The sequence below is a fragment of the Aerococcus sanguinicola genome (genome assembly GCF_008726925.1).
In the GTDB taxonomy this organism is placed as follows: domain Bacteria; phylum Bacillota; class Bacilli; order Lactobacillales; family Aerococcaceae; genus Aerococcus.
In genome coordinates this window covers 219,196-239,372 of the sequence record NZ_VYWO01000004.1, presented here as the reverse complement: position 1 = coordinate 239,372, position 20,177 = coordinate 219,196, and the positions used below count along the sequence as shown (strand labels likewise).

14 protein-coding genes and 1 other RNA gene are annotated in these 20,177 nt (G+C 50.1%); 13 read left to right on the top strand and 2 right to left on the bottom strand.

Annotated features, from left to right (window positions below):
- The first annotated feature begins 1 nt into the window (after nucleotide 1).
- The 6 genes from F6I03_RS07460 to ffs all read left to right on the top strand — a co-directional run bounded on the left by F6I03_RS07460 (nucleotide 2) and on the right by ffs (nucleotide 5,738).
- Nucleotides 2-898 carry an ABC transporter ATP-binding protein gene (locus tag F6I03_RS07460; RefSeq protein ID WP_070431574.1) on the top strand — a complete coding sequence of 299 codons (897 nt, stop codon included), beginning with the start codon at nucleotides 2-4 and terminating at the stop codon, nucleotides 896-898.
- Nucleotides 883-1,647, top strand: a complete 765-nt coding sequence (locus tag F6I03_RS07455) for an ATP-binding cassette domain-containing protein (RefSeq protein ID WP_070431573.1) — start codon at nucleotides 883-885, stop codon at nucleotides 1,645-1,647. The genes F6I03_RS07460 and F6I03_RS07455 overlap by 16 nt, the downstream gene beginning before the upstream one ends.
- 126 nt (nucleotides 1,648-1,773) lie before the next feature.
- A complete protein-coding gene (locus F6I03_RS07450) occupies nucleotides 1,774-2,682 on the top strand; it encodes a ZinT/AdcA family metal-binding protein (protein ID WP_070431572.1) in 909 nt (302 codons plus the stop codon).
- Nucleotides 2,683-2,838: 156 nt separating this feature from the next.
- Nucleotides 2,839-3,693: a MetQ/NlpA family ABC transporter substrate-binding protein gene (locus F6I03_RS07445; protein WP_070431571.1), complete on the top strand. Its 855-nt coding sequence runs from the start codon at nucleotides 2,839-2,841 to the stop codon at nucleotides 3,691-3,693.
- 871 nt (nucleotides 3,694-4,564) lie between these two features.
- Nucleotides 4,565-5,566 carry an ornithine carbamoyltransferase gene (gene argF / locus F6I03_RS07440; RefSeq protein WP_070430249.1) on the top strand — a complete coding sequence of 334 codons (1,002 nt, stop codon included), beginning with the start codon at nucleotides 4,565-4,567 and terminating at the stop codon, nucleotides 5,564-5,566.
- 75 nt (nucleotides 5,567-5,641) lie between these two features.
- An RNA gene (gene ffs / locus F6I03_RS07435) (signal recognition particle sRNA small type) lies at nucleotides 5,642-5,738 on the top strand.
- Nucleotides 5,739-5,924: 186 nt separating this feature from the next.
- Here ffs and F6I03_RS07430 read toward each other — a convergent pair.
- The gene (locus tag F6I03_RS07430) at nucleotides 5,925-6,887 is read right to left on the bottom strand and encodes an ABC transporter substrate-binding protein (RefSeq protein WP_070430248.1); all 963 of its coding nucleotides are present in this window, start codon (nucleotides 6,885-6,887) and stop codon (nucleotides 5,925-5,927) included.
- A gap of 939 nt (nucleotides 6,888-7,826) precedes the next feature.
- Here F6I03_RS07430 and mprF point away from each other — a divergent pair.
- The 5 genes from mprF (at nucleotide 7,827) to gorA (ending at nucleotide 14,784) form a co-directional block, all read left to right on the top strand.
- Nucleotides 7,827-10,319 carry a bifunctional lysylphosphatidylglycerol flippase/synthetase MprF gene (gene mprF, locus F6I03_RS07425; protein WP_070430247.1) on the top strand — a complete coding sequence of 831 codons (2,493 nt, stop codon included), beginning with the start codon at nucleotides 7,827-7,829 and terminating at the stop codon, nucleotides 10,317-10,319.
- Between the two features lie 2 nt (nucleotides 10,320-10,321).
- Nucleotides 10,322-10,819 carry an LURP-one-related/scramblase family protein gene (locus F6I03_RS07420; protein ID WP_070430246.1) on the top strand — a complete coding sequence of 166 codons (498 nt, stop codon included), beginning with the start codon at nucleotides 10,322-10,324 and terminating at the stop codon, nucleotides 10,817-10,819.
- Nucleotides 10,820-11,142: 323 nt separating this feature from the next.
- The gene (locus F6I03_RS07415; RefSeq protein WP_070430245.1) at nucleotides 11,143-11,802 is read left to right on the top strand and encodes a YczE/YyaS/YitT family protein; all 660 of its coding nucleotides are present in this window, start codon (nucleotides 11,143-11,145) and stop codon (nucleotides 11,800-11,802) included.
- Between the two features lie 118 nt (nucleotides 11,803-11,920).
- Nucleotides 11,921-13,216 carry an O-acetylhomoserine aminocarboxypropyltransferase/cysteine synthase family protein gene (locus F6I03_RS07410; protein WP_070430244.1) on the top strand — a complete coding sequence of 432 codons (1,296 nt, stop codon included), beginning with the start codon at nucleotides 11,921-11,923 and terminating at the stop codon, nucleotides 13,214-13,216.
- Nucleotides 13,217-13,434: 218 nt separating this feature from the next.
- Entirely contained in the window at nucleotides 13,435-14,784 is a 1,350-nt protein-coding gene (gorA, locus tag F6I03_RS07405) for a glutathione-disulfide reductase (RefSeq protein WP_070430243.1), read from the top strand.
- Between the two features lie 797 nt (nucleotides 14,785-15,581).
- On the opposite strand, the gene F6I03_RS07400 is transcribed toward gorA, so the two are convergent.
- A complete protein-coding gene (locus F6I03_RS07400) occupies nucleotides 15,582-16,475 on the bottom strand; it encodes a nuclease-related domain-containing protein (RefSeq protein ID WP_070431483.1) in 894 nt (297 codons plus the stop codon).
- An 839-nt stretch (nucleotides 16,476-17,314) separates the two neighbouring features.
- On the opposite strand from F6I03_RS07400, the gene nrdD reads away from it, so the two are divergent.
- Together nrdD and nrdG are read left to right on the top strand one after the other, a co-directional pair.
- Nucleotides 17,315-19,567 carry an anaerobic ribonucleoside-triphosphate reductase gene (gene nrdD / locus F6I03_RS07395; RefSeq protein ID WP_083290620.1) on the top strand — a complete coding sequence of 751 codons (2,253 nt, stop codon included), beginning with the start codon at nucleotides 17,315-17,317 and terminating at the stop codon, nucleotides 19,565-19,567.
- On the top strand, nucleotides 19,567-20,136 hold the full coding sequence (nrdG, locus tag F6I03_RS07390; protein WP_070431482.1) for an anaerobic ribonucleoside-triphosphate reductase activating protein: 570 nt from the start codon (nucleotides 19,567-19,569) through the stop codon (nucleotides 20,134-20,136). The genes nrdD and nrdG overlap by 1 nt, the downstream gene beginning before the upstream one ends.
- Nucleotides 20,137-20,177 lie beyond the last annotated feature (41 nt).

Below are 20,177 nucleotides of genomic sequence, written 5' to 3'. Positions count from 1 at the left end.
TATGGCCAATGAACCCTTAGAAATACAAGACTTAACGATTGTCAGCAAGCCTCGCTTTCGCCCCCAAAAAGCTCTGATCCACCGGGTGACGACTAGCTTCAGCCAAGGTCGGATTACCGGCCTAGTGGGGGAATCGGGCTCGGGGAAGACCATGCTGATGAAGGCCGTGATGCAGCTCTTGCCCCAGGGTGTTTTCCAATCTGAAGGGCGGATTAGCTGGCAGGGCCAAGAGCTAAAGCCTGGTGCTCCCTTGCCCTTCAGCATGATCTTCCAAGATCCCCTGTCTTCCTTGAATCCCTTGCGGACCGTGGCCTACCACCTGAATGAAGTGATTGAACGCTTCTACGACTTGGACCAGGCCAGCCGCCAGGAACTGATGCTAACTTACCTGGATAAGGTCGGTATCGCGAATGGGCGCCAGGTCCTGGGCCTTTACCCCCATGAGCTGTCAGGCGGGATGATTCAGCGGATTATGATCTGCCTGGCCCTGCTCAAAAAGCCTCAGATCTTGATTGCTGATGAACCCACCACGGCCCTGGACGTGACCATCCAGGCCCAGATCCTGGAGATTCTCCGTCAATTGAACCAGGAAGAGGGCTTGACCATTGTCTTTGTTTCCCATGACCTGGCTGTGATCCGCGACCTCTGCCAGGAGGTTAAGGTGATGTATGATGGGAAGATTGTCGAAGAAGCTCCCGCAGCCCATCTCTTCGACCATCCCGCCCATCCTTATACCCAAGAGCTGATCCGGTCCGTGCCAGCGGGTCACCATAAGGAGCGGCTCCATGAAATGCAGCCTGTCCACTTAAGTCAAGCAGACAAGGCCCAGAGCCAACTCCGGGTTCTGTCCGACCAGCACAAGGTCTTAGGAGGTGTTGATACATGGTCGAACGCTTAATTACAGTTAGAGACTTGGACAAAGCTTACGCTCCTAAGTCCTTCTTCCAGTCAAAGGGGGAAGCCAAATACGCCAACCGAGGGATTGATCTTGAGATCTACCAGGGTGAAGTCCTCGGCTTGGTGGGGGAATCGGGCTCAGGCAAGTCCACCTTGGGCCGGCTCTTGTTAGGTTTTGAGCGTCCAAGTTCGGGTCAAATTACTTATTTCCCCGACCAAGAGGGGAGGCAGGCGGACTTTAGACCCCAGATTGTCTTCCAAAACAATTATGCGGCCCTGAATCCTCAACTCTCGGTCTTGGATATTGTGGCAGAGCCCCTGCTGCGCAAGCAGTCCAAGGCAGCGGCTCGTGAGCAGGCAGCGGACTATCTGGACCAGGTGGGGATTCCCTCGGATAAGTGGACCCACCGCCCCCGGTCCTTCTCAGGCGGCCAGCTCCAGCGGATCAACATTGCCCGGGCCCTAGCTGACCAACCGAACTTCATGGTCTTGGATGAACCGGTCTCGGCGCTGGATGTTTCCGTCCAAGCTTCCATCATCAACCTCTTGATGGACCTCCAGGAAGCCAAGCAGCTGACCTACCTCTTCATCACCCACGACCTGTCCATCGCCCGGGTCATCTCGGACCGGATTGCAGTGATGAAGGAGGGACAGCTGGTCGAGATCCAAGAGACCGAGGCCTTGTTCGCCCATCCCCAAGCTGATTATACCCGCGACTTGCTTGCCGCGATTCCCTCATTGAAACTTTAAATGACAGGGCTCCAGTCTTTTTGGCTGGGGCTTTTTCTTTTTCCTGTTGACAGTCCGTTAAATATTCGCTAGACTATTAATCGTAACGATTACGATTTAAAAAAGAAAAGAAGAAAGAGGGATTTTTTGAAACGCGAATTATTGACGGTGACATTATTGAGTGCCTTGGCCTTGGGGGCTTGCCAGCCTGCGGAAGCGCCAGCCAAGGAAGCATCTTCGAGTCAGACTGAGCAAGCAGCAGAGGCTCAGCATGGACATGACGGTCACAATCATGACCACGATCACGGGCATGATCACGAGGGCCACGATCATGAATTTGAAGTGACCAAGGAGAATTTGGTCGGTAAGGAAGGGGACGACTACCTCATGGCGCACGGTGACCACTACCACCAAGTGCCTGCTGACCAGTTGACGGAGGAGGAGCGCAAGGACTTCGATGACTACCTGGCTGCCCATCCCAATCTCAAGGCCGACCATGAGAAGGCGCTCCAGGTCCAGGCCGGCTATTTTGACGATGCAGATGTGGCTGATCGGACTCTAGCAGACTGGCAGGGGGATTGGCAGTCGGTGGAAGCTTACTTAGCGGATGGGACCCTGGATCCCGTGATGGAATTGAAGGCGGTCAAGTCCGAAGGTGAGAAGTCTGCGGAAGACTACAAGAAATACTACCAGGAGGGTTACAAGACCGACCTCAAGGCCATTCAAATCGATGGCGACCAGATTACCTTCATTAAGAAGGATGGATCGACCGCGACCGGGACCTACCGGGCAGAGGGGTCCAAGATCCTCGACTATGAGAAGGGCAACCGGGGCGTTCGTCCACTCTTCACCAAGGTCTCTGGGGACGATGAAGCCTATAATTATGTCCAATTCTCCGACCACCATGTTGCGCCGAGTGAAGGGGTCAACCACTTCCATATCTTTGTCGGCAATGACTCCCACCAAGCCCTCTTTGAACAGATGGCTAACTGGCCCACCTTCTATCCCAAAGCTTGGACCGGCGAGCAAATCCGCGAAGACCAGCTCCACCACTAGACGACCTGACAACCAGCTGCGGCTGGTTTTTCTTTTTCCTTGCCCAGGCTAGGACGGAGTGATCTCAATAAGCGATCACTTATGTTCTTAATCTCCTCATTTATTCTGTCATAGATCTTTGCTATAGTAGCCTTTACAGAAGGGAAAGGTGATTGTATGAAGCGATTTGGGAAGTTTTTATTTGTTTTAATAGCAATTTTAGTCTTAGGAGCTTGCGGTAAGCAGGAGGAGTCAGCTTCTGGCGACCAGGCGGCTAAGGACAAGGTGCGGGTCGCGGTGGTCGGCTCGAGTGAGAAGGAGATCTGGGAATTCGTGGCAGACAAGGCCAAGGCAGAGGGGATCGACCTGGAAGTGACGGAATTAACGGACTACAACCAGCCCAACCAGGCCCTGGCTAATGGGGATGTCGATATCAATGCCTTCCAGCACTATGCCTTCCTCAAGCAGTGGAATGAGGACCACAATGAAGACTTGACGCCGATTGGGCTAACCTTCATCACGCCACTCTATATCTTCTCCGATAAAGTTGATGACTTGAAGGATTTACCGGAAGGCGGCCAGGTCATCATTCCCCAGGAGACCTCGATCCAGGGGCGGGCACTCTTGGCCCTACAGACAGCGGGCGTGCTTAAGCTCCGCGATGGGGGATCAACCCTCTCCCAGGTCAGTGATGTGGTTGAGAATCCGAAGAATATTGAACTGGTTGAAGTGGAATCCGCCCAAGCACCCCGCCTGGTTAAAGACGTGGATGCAGCGGTCGTGAATGGCTCTTTCGCTGAAGATGCGGGCATGAAGATTGAAGACAATATCTTTACCGATGCCGACCATCTGGACCAGATCCCTAACGACCGCTATAACCTGATCGTGGCCCGTAAGGAAGACCAAAATAACCCCACACTCCAAAAGATTGTCCAACTTTACCAAGCCCAAGATGTGGCAGATAAGATGAATGAAGTAAGTCCTGGCCAATACTATCCCGTTTGGGGGCAAAAAGTGGACTTTATCCCATAAATTTACATAAGATTTACAGGTTTTTAACATGATTTCAATAATGTTTAGCTATAATGAACTTGTCTGTTGGGAAGCAGACATGCATAAATTTTCCTTTAAAAGCAATCGAAGCATATACTCATTCGTTAGGCTCAATGTCAGAGCCTTGCTTTCACGCTCCCCACAAGCAAGAAGGCAGATTGCGACATGTCGAGACCAGTCATTGCGCTGGTCTTTTTTTGTGTTTTGGAATGAATGGGCTGTTAGTAAAATGGGGATTGATTGGCATTCCGAGGGTCTATGGGCAAATAGCGGAGACCTAATTTTATACAGCGGTTCTGTGCACAAATAGGGCGTGTCCATTTGCGTTCCGGAGCGCTGTTCGCAAATAAGGGGAATCAAATTGCGCATGGCAGTGTTGTGCGCAAATAGAAGAGGTCCCTTTCTCCCCGCCAGCTCTCACACCCTATAGTCGGGTTCGAGGATGCAGAAAGGGCTCCTCTTCGCAAAATCCCGTCGAAGGCCTTCAGCCTTCTCTGGTCTTTTGCTCCAGAGGTCCCTTTCTCCCACATCCTCTCGCACCCTTATAGTCGGGTTCGGTCTGGCAGCTTTCCTGTCACTTCACAAGTCTCCGCCGCAGTCTGTGGGACTGCTCTGGTGACTTGCTCCAGTGAAGGAAAGCTAAGCGCCAGCCCTCACACCCTTTAGTCGGGTTCGCAAAGGCAGAAAGGGAGTGACTTCAGCAAAGTGGAACGATCGGCTTGCAGCCGCTCTTATCCTCTTTGCCTCCAGTCATCCCTTTCTGGACGCCTTTGCTCACACCCTTATATTTGCTTATTTTTTTGATTCGTGACAGACTGGGAGGGAATCAGTCTATTAAGGAGTGATAAGCATGTTACAAGGACGAAGTTTTTTGAGGGTGAGTGATTTTACTCAGGCAGACTTGCAGAATTTGGTTGATTTTGCTTTGCATCTGAAGGATCTTAAGGCACGTGGGATTCCCCATCCTTACTTGCAGGGGCAAAATCTCGCCCTGATTTTTGACAAGGCTTCCACCCGGACACGGGCGGCTTTCACGGTTGCGGCCTCAGACTTGGGGGCCAATCTGGAATATTTTGCCATGGGGGATATGCAGCTAGGCAGCAAGGAATCTGTGGCGGACACGGCGCGTGTCATGGGGCGGATGTTTGACGGCATTGGCTTTCGCGGGGCAGCCCAGGAGGATGTAGACTGTCTAGCTGCGGAAGCGGGGGTCCCGGTCTGGAATGCTTTGACGGACTTGGCCCATCCCATGCAGATGGTGGGGGATTATATGACCCTCAAGGAAGCTTATGGTAAGCTAGCTGGGCTCAAGTTGGCCTATCTAGGGGACGGGCGCAATAATGTGGCGAATTCCCTGCTCTTGGCGGGTTTGATCCTTGGGGTTGAAGTCGCCATTGTCGCGCCTAAAGCCCTCCAACCCAGCCCTGAACTTTGCGCGCTAGCTGACCAAGTGAGTGATCGTTATGGGACGCCTTACCGGCTGACGGAAGATGTAGCGAGCGGGGTCCAAGGCGCGGACGCCATCTATACCGATGTCTGGGTCTCTATGGGGGAGGAGGACCAGCTCGATGCCCGCTTAGACCTCCTGCGCCCCTACCAAGTCAATGCAGAGGTCATGGCCCAAACGGCTAAGCCGACCATCTTCATGCACTGCCTGCCCGCCTACCACAATCGAGACAGCCATAAGGGGCGGGCCCTGATTGACCAGTACGGCGAGGGAGCCACGGAAGTGACAGAAGAGGTCTTCCAGTCTGATGCCGCTTGGCAATTCCAACAGGCCGAGAACCGCCTCCATTCGGTCAAGGCAATTCTAGCAGCGACTAATGGGCATTTGTTTGTGCCGGGGGGATAGGACAAGGGTCCAAAAACCTCTTTTCCCCCCTCCCCCTTGCCTCTTTAGCTAAAACATGTTATAATAATCTTTGTCGAAAGACCTTATGGCGAGGATGGAGATGTGAACCGGGTCAGATCGGGAACGAAGCAGCCCTAAGCATTTTCCATCTTGTGCTGTAAGTTTTTTATTTTGTTTATAAAATGAGCCGGCGCGCTAGGATTTAGCGGCCGGCTTTTCAATTATTTTGGAGGTATTTAAAAAGAGGCCTGATCGTGCGATCAGAGCCTCTTTTTTACTTGATGACCTTGTTAATGTTGGCATGTCAAGTGGTCTAGGGAACGGGTCAGGTCATCGAGGTCCCGGTAGTAGCTAAGGATTATTCTTCCGTTAAGGACTTTGGGTCGATACCGAGTGCCTTGGCCATGTCTTCGTTGACTTTGACCACGAGTTTTTCAGATTTTTGGACGGGCATGTCGGCAGGGTTCTTGCCGTTCTTGAGGATATCAATGGCCATCTGACCGGTCTGCTTGCCGAGTTCATAGTAGTCGACCCCGTAAGCGCAGAGGGTACCTTCCACACCGGCATCGAAGGCAGCAACTGATGGAACTTTCTCTTCTTTGAGCACTTGGCCGATGGTTTGGATGGTGTTGGCTACCGTATTGTCAGTCGGCAGGTAGATGCCATCGACTTTCTTCGCTAGGGCCTTGGTTGCTTGTTGGATTTCGTTGGTGGTGGTGACGGTCATGCTTTCCACCTTGAGCCCCTTGGATTCAATATAGTCCTTGGCTTCTTTATACTGCATCTCAGAGTTGACCTCGCTGGAGTTGTAGAGGATGCCGATGGTTTGGATGGAAGGGTCCGCCTTGAGCAAGAGGTCAACCACCTTGTCCGTTGGCGCTCCATCGCTAGTACCGGTCATGTTGGCCCCAGGTTTTTCGGCGCTTTCGACGAGCTTGGCGCTGACAGGATCAGTGACGGCCGTGAAGAGTTGAGGGGTTTTCTTATCGGTGTTCAGCATGGCTTGGGCAGCTGGGGTGGCGATAGAGAGGATGAGGTCGTTTTTGCCTGCTAATTGTTGGGTGATACTCTGTAGGTTCGATTGATCCCCCTGGGCGTTTTGATAGTTGAGGGTTAAGCTCTTGCCTTCTTCATAGCCGGCTTCCTTGAGGGCGTCCGTGAAGCCTTCCCGTGCCCGATCGAGGGACTCGTGTTCCATAAATTGGAGGACACCTACTGAGGCTTCAGCTTTTTCCGCATTGCCGGAAGCTTCCCCGCAGGCGCCTAAAGTTAGCGCGAGGGCACCGAGACCTAATACCTTAACTAATTGCTTGATTTTCATGATGACTTCCTCCTTATAATTTCTCCTGGTGTCGACAAGTGACTAAACTTTCTTCCTTACAATAGAAAAACCGCCTTAGATAGTCTAAGACGGCGGTAAAGCAAAAATATAGGCTCGGCCTCTTAGAATATCCAATCTATTCTATGGGGCCTAAGCATGGTAAAAATCTCTAGCCTCATAGATACAAACGCTTGGTCCGTGTTTGTACCCATGACTTGCATAGCTACAAACACTATCTAAAGAAGCTAAAGAAGAAAGTATTCGGTTGAGCCGAGCATGCGCCCAGGCAGTGAGTTGATTCCGTTCTTAGCATGAGTCCATGCTCCTTTCTCAAGTGATGCCTCTATCATAAGACAAAAGTAAGAAGATGTCAACTGTATTCTTACGGAATTTTAATTTAATGTGAGGAAAATGATTGGAAGGGATAGGTCGCGGGCTTCTCGGACACTTTGACTCGCAGAGGAGGCTGCGTTAGCAAGTGGATTCGTTTTGGCTCGGAAACGGGGGGCGTCGTTTGGCGACTAGTGCCGTGACAACTTTCGAATGGAGCCCCGGTTCGCAAGTAGAATCGAGTCAACTTTCGAATGGAGCCCCGGTTCGCAAGTAGATTCGAGTCAACTTTCGAATGGAGCCCCGGTTCGCAAGTAGATTCGGGTCAACTTTCAAATGGAGCCCCGATTCGCAAGTAGAATCGCGTTAACTTTCGAAAAGCTCTTTAGTTTGCGACTAGGACTGCGTCGACTTTCAAACCTCCCCTTTGTTTGTGAGTGGAACCGGTCGCCCATTCATTCTTGCTTTTATTTTGTTAAAGAAAGTCTAAGATGGCCAAGATCTGCTAGTATTTTATTTATTTTACAAATAGAATATAGGTAAAAAATAATCGCGAGATGTCATTCTCTTGGGTGTGGCTTTTGCAAGTAGAGAGAAGGAATGAGTAGGATGGAATTTATTAGGCGGCACAAGCGCATCATCCAAATCTTTTTTTATGTTTTGATTTTTGGTCTTCTGGGCTATTTTATCCACCATGAATTACAAGGGATTGACTGGCGCTTATTTCGACAGTCCTTGGGGGAGAAGAGTCTGTGGGTGCAAATTGGTCTCCTCTTGACGGGCCTCCTGGGTTTTTCGGTGAATGGCCTCTATGATTTGAACGCGACCCGGGATTATCCCTTGACGGTTCCGCCCCTAGATATTCTAAAAATCGGCTGGATCAGTCAGGCCTTCAATGAGTTTATTGATTTTGGTGGCCTGACGGGGGGAACCTTGCGGGCCAAATTCTACAAGAAGGCGGGGCTGCCCGCTGAATCGGCCCTCCAGTTGTCCGTGATGAATTGGGCAGCGAGCTTTCTGGGTTTGGTCTTTTTGATCTTCTTGGCCTTGCCCCTGGCTTGGGGGCGGGATTTGGGTTGGCCCTTGGTCCTGGCCCTGGTCTTCACCCTCTACCTGCCGGCCTTTCTTGTGGCTGACCGCCTAGCTTGGGTCCAGCGACTCTTTGACCGCTACCAGCTGCAGAGGATTTCCTGGCGCAAAAAGTGGGGCTACGTGGCTGTCTCCATCCTGGATTGGTCGGCAGCCCTGGCTTATTTTCTCTTTGTCATGTCTCTTTTTAACCCAAACTTTGCTTTAAGCGACGGCCTCTTGGTCTATGTGGTTAGTATTGTGGTCGGGCTCTTTAGTTTTGTGCCCGGGGGAGTGGGGGCCTTCGACGTGACGGTCCTTCTCCTGATGCAGAAGGCGGGCTATGAGACCGCCAATGTTCTGGCGGGTCTGGTGGTTCTCAGGGTATGCTACTACATTATTCCCTGGCTCCTGGCTTCTGCCTATGTCTTTGGGCGCTGGTACCGGGAGAAGACCGAGGACTTCCACCTGACTTTCTGGTCGGATGTCCTGGTCAAAGGCTTGGCCCTGGTCATGTTCATCGGTGGGGCCCTCTTAGTGTCAACGGCCCTGGCGCCGGAACTTTTTGACCGGATCCGCTTCCTCAACCATCTGGTGCCCCGGCTCTTTGAACAGTTATCGGCCTTCATTACCCTAATCATCGGGATTGTGACCCTCCTGCTTTCGCTTGGGATCAATGCCCGGGTCCGCCGGGTCTACCAGACTGCTATGGTCCTCCTACCATTAGGGGCAGGGCTTTGCCTGGTCCGCGGCTTCTCTTACCGGGAGGCCCTCCTTGTCCTCATCGTTTGGATCTTGCTCTATGCCAACCGCCAACAGTTTATCCGGGCGAGCGTGCCCCTGACCCGGCGCAATATTATGGGAGCCAGTCTTCTGACCTTGCTTGTTCTGGGCGTGACAAGTGTCGCTGTGGCCTGGCACATTCTCCGTCTCAAGGGCGAACTGGTGATTACCGTCAACCTGGTTCATTTAATGATGAGTGTGCTTATTGTTGTAGGCTTGGCCCTCCTCCTTCTCTTTAGCCAGTCCAAAAAACTCCGCTTCCAAGCGCCTGGCCCAGATGAGCTTGCGGCCTATCTGGAACTTGTGGCTCAGTATGGGGGGACGGAGTACAGCCACCTTGTGCGCCTCTTAGACAAGCAGATTTTCTTTAGTCCGGACCGGGAGGCGGCCTTGCTCTACCGGGCGGTGGGCCGGAATATGTTAGTCCTCGGCGACCCGGTTGGCCAGCCGGAAGCTTTTGACGGCTTACTCCAAGCTTTTGCCTCCTATGCCCACAATGCCGGGATGCAGTTGGCCTATTATGAAGTCAGTCCGCGTTACTTAGATAATTTCTGTAATATGGGCTATCTGACGGTTAAGATTGGGGAGGCCGCCATCATTTCCCTGGCTGACTTTACTTTTGAAGGCAAAAAGAACCGCAACCGCCGGCAGATCCGCAATGCCATGGAGAAGGCTGGTCTTCGTTTTGAGGTCCTTAATCCCCCACATGCTCCGGAGCTCTTAGCTGAATTGAAGGGAATTTCGGATGCCTGGTTGGAAGGGCGGAGTGAGATGGCTTATTCCTTGGGTGCTTTCCAGGAAGACTACCTACAGACGAGTCCCCTCTTTGTCCTGCGTTCGGATGAGCGGATTGAAGCCTTTGCCAATCTGATGCCGATTAGTGCGACGAGCGTATCAATTGATTTAATGCGCTTTAGGGGGGATACTGTAGATAACGCCATGCAGATGCTTTTGTTACAGATTCTAGCTTGGGCCAAGGAGGCAGGCTACGAGAGCTTTGACCTGGGGATGGCCCCACTAGCGAATGTGGGCGACCAGACCTATTCTCGCTCGCGCGACCGGGTGATCCGCTTGGTCTATGAGTACGGCAACCGGGTCTATGGTTTCAAGGGGCTACGCGCCTATAAGGATAAGTTCCGCCCCCACTGGGAGAACCGCTACCTGATCTATGCCGAAGCCTCGGCCCTGCCTCAGATCCTTCTGGGTCTCTATGAAGCAGTCAACCATAGCTATAAAAAGAAGGAGAAATGATCATGCATACCCTCTATATTAAGCAACGTATCTTCAAAATCACTGACAATTATCCGATTAAAGATGATCAAGGGAAGGTCTGCTACCAGGTGGACCAGGACTTCAAGCTAATTGGCGACAAAATCCATGTGACCGCGCCGAATGGGGACAAGCTCTTCACCGTTAAGCGCAAGCTGATCCGGCTCTTCCCTACCTACACGGTAGAATTTGCGGACGGCCAGTCGCTCAAGGTGCGCAGCCAGTTGTCCTTCATGCGCCGCAAGGTCAAGGTAAGTTCCGATGACTTCCAGCTCAAAGTGCGCGGTAATTTGATCGACCACAAATTCACCGTGAGCGAAAGTGGAGAAGACATTGGGACCATCCGCAAGAAACTGATCAGCATTGGCGACAGTTTTGAAATCCAAGTCAAGGACCCAAACTATGAACAAGTCCTGGTAGCTATCACTATCGCCATCGATAACTTGATGGACCGAGAAGACGACGAGGAAGATGACGACTAAATGATTTAGACCCCGCTAGCCGGAAAGATTGGGCTGGCGGGTTTTTTTAGTATGGCCTTTATTTTGATAGTGGAGACTGGAAAGAGTGGCACCTTTCAAATGAGGATCAAGTTTGTGGGTTGGGACGCGTCAACTTTCAAATGGGAGTTTGGTTTTTGGGTTGGACCAGGCCAAATCTTAATTGGAGGGGCTGACGCCTTGCCAGACTAGTTGTCAGACTCGCGTTCATCCTAAGCTAGCAGTCCATTCTTGATATTCCTTTGCTTTCTTCCTAAGTTTCGCTAAGATAGGCATAAGATGCATAAGATGAATGGAGGAAGTTTATGACACGATATACTTGGAAACGAGCCTTGGTCTTGACTCTGGGGATTGCCATCAATGCTTTAGGGATTGTGCTGATCACCAAGGCTAATTTGGGGACAACAGCGGTCTCGAGTTTGCCCTTGGTCTTGAGTTTAGCCACGCCACTGAGCTTGGGGACCCTGCTTTTTATCTTCAACTCGCTCTATATTGTGGGGCAGATGGCCCTCTACCGGCGGGACTTCCAGGCCTGGCAGTGGTTGCAGTTGGGGGTTAACCTCATTCTTAGTCTGGTGACGGACTGGTCTTCAGCGGCTTTATCCTGGCTCCAACCTGGCCAGCTCTGGTCGCAAATCCTCTGCCTGGTTCTCGGTTGTGCCGTTCTAGCTTTCGGGATCGCCTTGGAGGTGGCTGTAGACTGGCTCTATGTCTCTGCTGAGGGGATTGTCCAGGCCATTTCGACCTGCTTTGCTTGGCCGTTCGGTCGGGTGAAGATCACTTTCGATGGGACCATTACGGGCTTGGCCGTGGTCTTCTCCTTCCTCCTGCTCGGCGGCTTAGAGGGAGTCGGCTGGGGAACCTTGATTTCCGCCTTCTTGATCGGTCGTTTCGTGGCTTTTTACCAGAAAAATTTGCCTGTCCTAGCCCAGATTGCGGCTTGGAAAGAACGTGATCGTATTTAACGAACACCTCTCATCAAGAAGCGGTATCAGCGGTCCTATAGTATTTGCGGCTAAGTTGTGCTAGTATATTCACATAGAAAGCAGCGCTTATTTTTAATAAGTTAAAGGAGCGATTCAGATGACTAAGCCAAATCCAAGTGAAAAATATACTGGTTTTAACACCAAGCAAGTCCATGCCGGCCATAATCTCGATGAGACGGGAGCGCGGGCGGTACCTATCTACCAAACCACTTCCTATGTCTTCGAGGATGCGGAGCAGGCGGCTAACCGTTTTGCCCTCACCGATGCGGGTGGGATTTATTCCCGTATTACCAACCCGACTGTCGGCGTGCTTGAAGCCCGTGTGGCAGCCCTTGAGAATGGGACAGCTGGCATTGCTGTAGCTTCAGGGTCCGCAGCGATTACCTACGCTATCCTGAATATTGCAAAGACCGGGGACAATATTATCTCTGCGACGAGCCTGTACGGGGGGACCTTCAACCTCTTTAGCGTGACCCTGCCTGACTTAGGAATTGAGACCCGCTTCGTCAATGATATTGAAGACTTCGATGCCGTAGAAGAATTGATCGATGACAAGACCCGGGCGATTTATTTAGAAACGATCGGCAATCCAAAGACCAATCTGATTGATATCGATAAGGTCAGTGAATTTGCCCACAAGCACGGCCTACCTGTTATTGTTGACAATACCTTCGCGACCCCTTATCTCTACCGGCCTTTAGATCATGGGGCAGATGTGGTGGTGCATTCGGCGACCAAATTCCTCGGGGGGCACGGGACAACGCTAGCAGGTATCGTGGTTGAAAATGGCCAATTCGATTGGAAGAATAATGACCGCTTCCCTGGCTTCTCAACGCCTGATTCCCACTACAATGGCCTAGTCTTTGGTGACTTAGCGCCAGCAGCCTTTACGACCAAGATCCGCGCCCAAGTCCTCCGCGATACTGGGGCCTGCCTGAGTGCCCAAGATGCCTTCCTGATTATCAATGGGGTAGAGACCCTGTCCCTGCGTGTGGAACGCCATGTGGCCAATGCGGAAAAGATTGCCAAACACTTGGAAGACCATCCTAAGGTCGACTGGGTAGCTTATCCTGGCCTGGAAAGCTCGCCTTACCATGAACTCGCTGAGCGTGACTTCCCGAACGGGGTCGGTTCGATCTTCTCCTTTGGGGTAAAAGGCGGCAAAGAAGCAGGAATCCGCTTCGTCGATGCCCTTGAAATCTTCTCCAACCTGGCCAATGTGGCCGATGTCCGGTCACTGGTTGTCCACCCAGCGTCAACCACCCATGCCCAATTGTCCGATGAAGAACTCAAGGAAGCGGGCGTTGGCCAAGACTTGATCCGTCTCTCAATCGGGATCGAAGATGTGGATGACTTGATTGCAGACCTCGACCAAGCCTTAGACCAAGCTTAGATTAATTAATGAATGAAGAGCGGCCAGTCCGCTCTTTTTTTGATGACTGGGGGTCTCCTCGATCGATGAGGGCCTCTATCATAGGTGTGAATTATTGCAATCTCCAATTATTCGTCTGAAAGCTGGGCGTTTTTCTGAGCAGATAGGGGGCGGCAGGGCTTAGAATTTGTTATGATAGCTTTAGTAACTTAGTGTTTAATGATGAAGGAGTGGTTCTTTTGGCAGATTTTGATTTATTAGTTCTTGGTGGCGGTAGTGGTGGGATTGCCACAGCTAACCGGGCAGCCGAGCATGGGGCTAAGGTAGGGCTGATTGAAGCCAAGCGCCTGGGGGGGACCTGTGTCAATATTGGCTGCGTGCCAAAGAAGATTTCTTGGTATGCCTCCCGCGTCCGTGATGCCATCGAAACTTACGGTCCCGGCTACGGTTTCAGTGTGGAAGGGGTCGACTTTGACTATCAGACCTTCAAGCAATCTCGGGATGCTTATATCGACCGGTCCCGCCAGTCCTATACCCGGCAATTTGAGAAGAATCAAATTACTTTAATTGAGGGTTATGGTCGCTTTGCCGACAGCCATACGCTGGAAGTAGATGGCCAGACCTATACGGCAGATAAGATCGTCATTGCGACTGGGGGCCGGCCTAAAGTCCCTAATGTTGAAGGTCGCGAGCTCCTGTCGACTTCCGATGACTTCTTTGCCTGGGAAGCCCTGCCTGAATCCGTAGTGATTGTGGGTGCGGGCTACATCGGCGTTGAAATTGCGGGCGTTTTAAACGGTCTAGGGGTCAAGGTGGATGTCTTTGAATTCCAGGACCAACCCCTAGCTGGCTTCGACCAAATGTTAGTGGACACTGTATTGGAATCCTTTGAAGACCAAGGCATCGGCTTCCACGGCGGCCAAGCTTTGGAGAAATTTGCTGAAGAAGATGGCCAGATTGCCTGCTATGCTGGAGGGGAAAAAGTCGCCAGTGCAGACAAGGTGCTGATGGCGATCGGCCGTGCCGTTAATACTGATGACTTGAACCTGGAAGCGATTGGCCTTGAAACTGACGAGAAGACTGGAGCGATCTTGGTAGATGACAACCACCAGACTTCGGTTGCTAATATTTATGCTGTGGGTGACAATATCAACAAGGTCAACCTCACCCCCGTTGCCATCCGCGCCGGCCGCCAAGTTGCGGAATACCTCTATAACGGAGCTGCTTCAGGGGCCATCAATTACAACAATGTCCCAACCGTTGTCTTCAGCCACCCCGCTCTCGGTTCTATCGGTTTGAGTGAAAAAGCTGCCATCGAAGCATATGGTGAAGAGGCGATTAAGGTCTATACCAGCAACTTCTACTCTATGTACACCTCAGCTGCCGGTGAACGTGAGGCCTGCCATTATAAGGTCGTGTGCGCAGGCCCCGAAGAAAAAGTCGTCGGCCTCCACGGAACTGGTGAAGGCATGGACGAAATCCTCCAAGGCTTCGGCGTCGCCATCCAAATGGGCGCCACTAAAGCCGACCTCGACAGCGTCGTTGCCATCCACCCAACCAGTGCCGAAGAATTTGTTACCCTGCGTTAATTAGAATATCTGAATATCTGACAGATGGATCCCGAGCCTCACGCTCGGGGTCTTTTTTGTGGGGGTGGTGGTAGTTCAGGCCACAAACTGGGGCATGAACTAGCGAATGGTGCTTCGGTTAGCAAGTAGGGTTGTACTAACTAGCGAACAAGGACACCGTTAGCAAGTAGGATCGTATCAACTAGCGAATGCTGCTTCGATTAGCGAGTAGGCACTCGTGAACTTGCGAATAGCACTCTGATTAGCAAATAGAATCGAGCGAACTAGCGAATGGTACTTCGATTAGCAAGTAGGCTCGCATCAACTATCTAATGAGACCTTCACTAGCATTTGCAGCAAAAATGATAAATAAGAAGGCCTATAAAAATCAGGCTGGGACAAAAGTTCCGGCCTCTTTATAGAATACGAACTATTCTTTAAAAACGTGCTCCAAAAGTCAGTCCTGACATCCACTTCGTACAGGGTGTGAGCAAAGGCGTCCAAAAAGGGATGACTGGAGGCAAAGAGGATAAGAGCGGCTTTAGCCGATCGTTCCACTTTGCTGAAGTCATTCCCTTTTTGCCTTTGTGAACCCAACTACGAATTATGGAAGATCCTTTGGCAAGGTTCTTCCATAATTCGCGGACAGTTGCTATAGCTGTTCGAAGCGAAGCGAGTTACAGATATAGTATGCGTTAGCTGATTCAGGGCTAACCGACTTTTGTCACACTCTCATAAAAATATGTAGAGTCTCCATAAACTTTGAAGTGCAAGAATTTCTTATTTATACTAAATACTAATTTTCCTTATAACTTAGCTTATTTAGACTTGTATGGATTGAGAAACTCTCTTGGATTTTTTCCTTTTATATAGATAAAATTATGCTGAAGAATTTCTTCAATTTTATGATAACCCACCTCTTTACAGGCAAAACAATAAATCGCAAAAGCATTAAGTGTACAGCTTGGGAAAAGAAGAGCATAGTCATTAATAAGTTCAATAATAGCTTCATCTTTTGAAATTTTCCGACCACAAGAGCATATCATATAATAATGGAAAATCTGAACCTGGTCACCGCAGTCTTTGCAATGAAAGCCTGGATTGAACTTTTTTAACGCTATTTCTTCTTTTAAACAAGATTGACTTTGAATTTCTTCTAATAATCGGCAAAGAGAATTTATTTCCGGGTTGAACTTTTCTTGGCTTAAGGATTGAAAAAAATCCTTAGTCTGGTGGGGGAGCAGCACATTCTTAGTTACCGAATCATCCAAATCAGGATAGTTATAGGGGTTGGCAAAATATATTTTGGCCTCTAGATTTATTGAGAATTGATGCTCTGCTAATAAATTTTCCAAGAAGAGCTGTGATTTGAGTAACTGTTGGCAAATATCGCGCTCTCCAGGGTAGTTGTTAAAGCTCCAGCGGCGGTCTCGGCAGCTGACTTGGGCGCGATAATTTTTCACTTCGATTAAACAAAGGGTTGAAGGAAATACCAGGAGTGAATCGATCTCAATATAAGCATCCTGATATTGCCAGTTGCGATAGTGGGCGAGGGGGTGAACATCTATCTGCTCCAGCATGTGGTCGAAAGCTAATTCTCCCTCAAACCCTCGTTCGAAATGGTCCAGTTTTTTGTGGCCTTCAGGTGTTAGTTGTTGATACTTCTTCAAAGTACGAAAATATTGTAGCGTCAAGGATTCTTTTCTAGTCATTTTTATCCCTCCTATTAGATATATACACGAAAAATCTTGAAATTCACGAATAAATATTTTCTTTAAAAAAATTAACTGTGTTTAATTCGATGAAGAATTTAGGAGAAAATTCAAATAAAATAAATTTATTTATAAAATGTCTTACTAGAAGTCGATAGTTTAGTGTCAACTTGAATATTAATAGGGAAAAGCAGTCTCTATTTTAAGTTAGCATTACATCAACTAGTTAATAGCTATCTTGTTAGCAAGTAGCTTTGTACTGACTAGCGAACAAGGGCACCGTTAGCAAATAGGATCACATTAATTAGCGAATGCTGCTTCGATTAGCAAGTAAGATTGGGCCGACTAGCGAATGGAGGCTTGATTAGCAAGTAGGGTCGTACTGACTAGCGAACAAAGGCACCGTTAGCAAATAGGATCACATCAATTAGCGAATGGCGCTTCGATTAGCAAGTTGCTCATCTGTTTTTGTCTCTATTCCCATATTCACCTATCCTAAATGCATCTTGAACTCCCATATTTTATCAATTTCAATCAAGACCTTATTTAAAACCCACACCCCCTCCCCCAAATATCCATTTCTGTATTTTCTGCCAAGCCGAAGCAATTTTTTTGTCCAGATTGTTTTCCGGGCTTCCCGGCTTGGGGGGCTTTCTAGGCTATCGGAAGAAAAACAATCTGAGGGGCACTAGATATTGTGGCAGAATAAGCTTGAAAATCTATATGTAGTCGGTTATGATAGTTAGTGAGCTCAAGATATGGGGTGGATGTTCCAGGAGAACCCCCTATATCTTGTGTCTGAAGGAATAAGGAGATACAAGTTAGAAAGAGGGATTGGGATGTTTAATAAGCAAACGACACCAGAAATAAAGATCCGAAATATTAATTTGGAGGATTTGATGGTTGAAAAACGGGATGGGCACAAGGTTCATTTCCGGCTCTCTGCTGTTAAGCATTCACTCGCTAAGGCTCTGGATGTGAAGGATGAGGATGTGCTGGATAAGCTCTTCCAAGCGACCCTAGCGGAAATTTTCCAGCAGGATACGGAGCAATCCCTCGAGACAGCAGAAATTGCCCAAGCGGTAGTTCGGGCACTGGAGGAATTTGGTTACACTGAAGCCAGCCAACGCTACCAGGCCTTCCGCCGCGATAAGATGCAATACAATGATAAACAGTATGATGTATCCACCAAGCTCCAAGAATTTGCAGCGGGGGACAAGTTGGTCCTCAATGAGAATGCCAACAAGGACTCCCGGGTCTTCAATACGACCCGCGATTTAACGGCCGGGGTTTCGGCTAAGGCAATCGGGCTTTCCATGATGCCTAAGGAAGTGGCCAATGCCCATCTGAAGGGGGATATTCACTTCCACGACTTAGATTATTCGCCTTATTCCCCGATGACGAATTGCTGCTTGATTGACTTCCAGGAAATGTTATCCAATGGCTTCCATATCGGGAATGCTGAAGTGGAATCGCCAAAGTCCATTAATACGGCCTGCGCCCAAATTGCCCAAATCATTGCTAATGTGGCCTCTTCCCAGTATGGGGGCTGTTCAGCTGACCGGATCGACGAGGTCCTGGCCCCTTATGCCAAGTTGAACTTTGATAAGCATCTGAAGACGGCCAAAGAGTGGATCGAGGGTGAGAACCGCCAGCGCGAATTTGCCTATGCGCGGACCAAGAAGGATATCTACGATGCCATGCAGAGTCTAGAGTATGAGATCAATACCCTCTATTCTTCCAATGGGCAAACGCCTTTTACCACCCTTGGCTTTGGGCTGGGGACGGACTGGTTTGCCCGCGAGATCCAGCTGGCCATCCTCAATGTCCGTATCGACGGTCTCGGCCGGGAAAAACGGACCGCCATCTTCCCTAAACTGGTCTTCACCATTCGCCGGGGGACCAACTTAGACCAGGGCGATCCTAACTATGATATCAAGCAAAAGGCTATCGAATGTGCCACCAAACGGATGTATCCCGATGTCCTCATGTACGATAAGATTGTTGAATTAACCGGTTCCTTCAAGGCGCCCATGGGTTGCCGGTCCTTCCTCCAAGGTTGGAAGGATGACCAGGGACGTGAGGTCAATAGCGGCCGGATGAACTTAGGGGTGGTGACCCTGAACATTCCACGGATTGCCTTAGAGTCTGACCATAGTAAGGACCAATTCTGGCAAATCTTTGATGAACGTTTGGCTGTCTTGAAGGAGGCCCTCCTCTACCGGGTGGAACGGACCAAGGAAGCTAAGCCAGAGAATGCACCGATCCTCTACCAATACGGTGCTTTCGGCAAGCGCCTCAGCGAAGATGGCGATGTGGATGAGCTTTTCAAGAACCGCCGGGCCACTGTTTCGATGGGCTATATCGGCCTCTATGAAGCCGCTACGTATTTCTATGGCCCAGATTGGGAGCATAATGCGGAAGCTAAGGCCTTCACCTTGGAGATTGTCAAACACATGAAGGAAGTGGCCGACCAGTGGGGAGATGACTACGGTTATCACTTCAGTATCTATTCCACCCCGAGTGAGAGTCTGACGGACCGCTTCTGCCGCTTGGATCAAGACAAATTTGGTCAGATCCCTGATATTACAGATAAGGATTACTACACCAATAGTTTCCACTACGATGTCCGCAAGAACCCCACACCTTTTGAGAAGTTAGACTTCGAAAAAGATTATCCGAAATATTGTAGCGGGGGCTTCATCCACTACTGCGAATACCCGAATATGCGGCAAAATCCTAAGGCCCTAGAAGCGGTTTGGGACTATGCCTATGACCGGGTGGGCTACTTAGGGACCAATACCCCTATCGACCACTGCTATGCCTGCAACTTCAGCGGCGACTTCAAGCCAACAGAACGTGGCTTCGAATGCCCCCAATGCGGCAACAATGATCCCGAGAGCTGTGATGTGGTGAAACGGACTTGCGGCTACTTGGGCAACCCTAATATCCGTCCCATGGCAAAAGGCCGCCACAAGGAAATCAGTGCTCGGGTGAAACACATGTCGGCGGACAATGCCCTGGTCAAGGATTCCAAGGCAGATACCATCGACCTCTTGAACCAGGATGCCCAAAGAAAGGCTGATGGTTAATGCGCAACCCTAAGCCCAAAGAGTGGACCGCTGAAAAGTTCAGCAAAGCTAAGATTGCCGATTACAAGCCTTTTAACTTCGTGGATGGGGATGGCGTCCGTTGCTCCATCTATGTCAGTGGCTGTCCCTTCGCTTGCAAGGGCTGCTACAATAAGATTGTCCAGGACTTCAACTATGGGGTGGACTATACGGATGAATTGGAGGAGCGGATCCTCAATGACCTCGCCCAACCCTATGTCCAAGGCCTCACCCTCTTAGGCGGGGAGCCCTTCCTCAATACCCCTGTGCTCAATCGCTTAGTGGCCAAGGTGCGGGAACGCTTTGGGGACAGCAAGGATATTTGGAGTTGGAGCGGTTATTACTGGGAGGAACTCCTTCAAGAAACCGAAGATAAACTCTGGCTCCTCCACCATATCGATGTCCTAGTCGACGGCCGCTTCGAACTGGACAAGCTCGACTTGAACTTGCGCTTTCGTGGTAGCTCCAATCAGCGGATCATCGATGTCAAAAAATCCCTGGCCCAGGGGGAAATGGTGCTCTGGCTAGATGGTAAATATGATGACATATAATGAATGACTAATCTTCAATACTAAAAACACAGCTGACCATC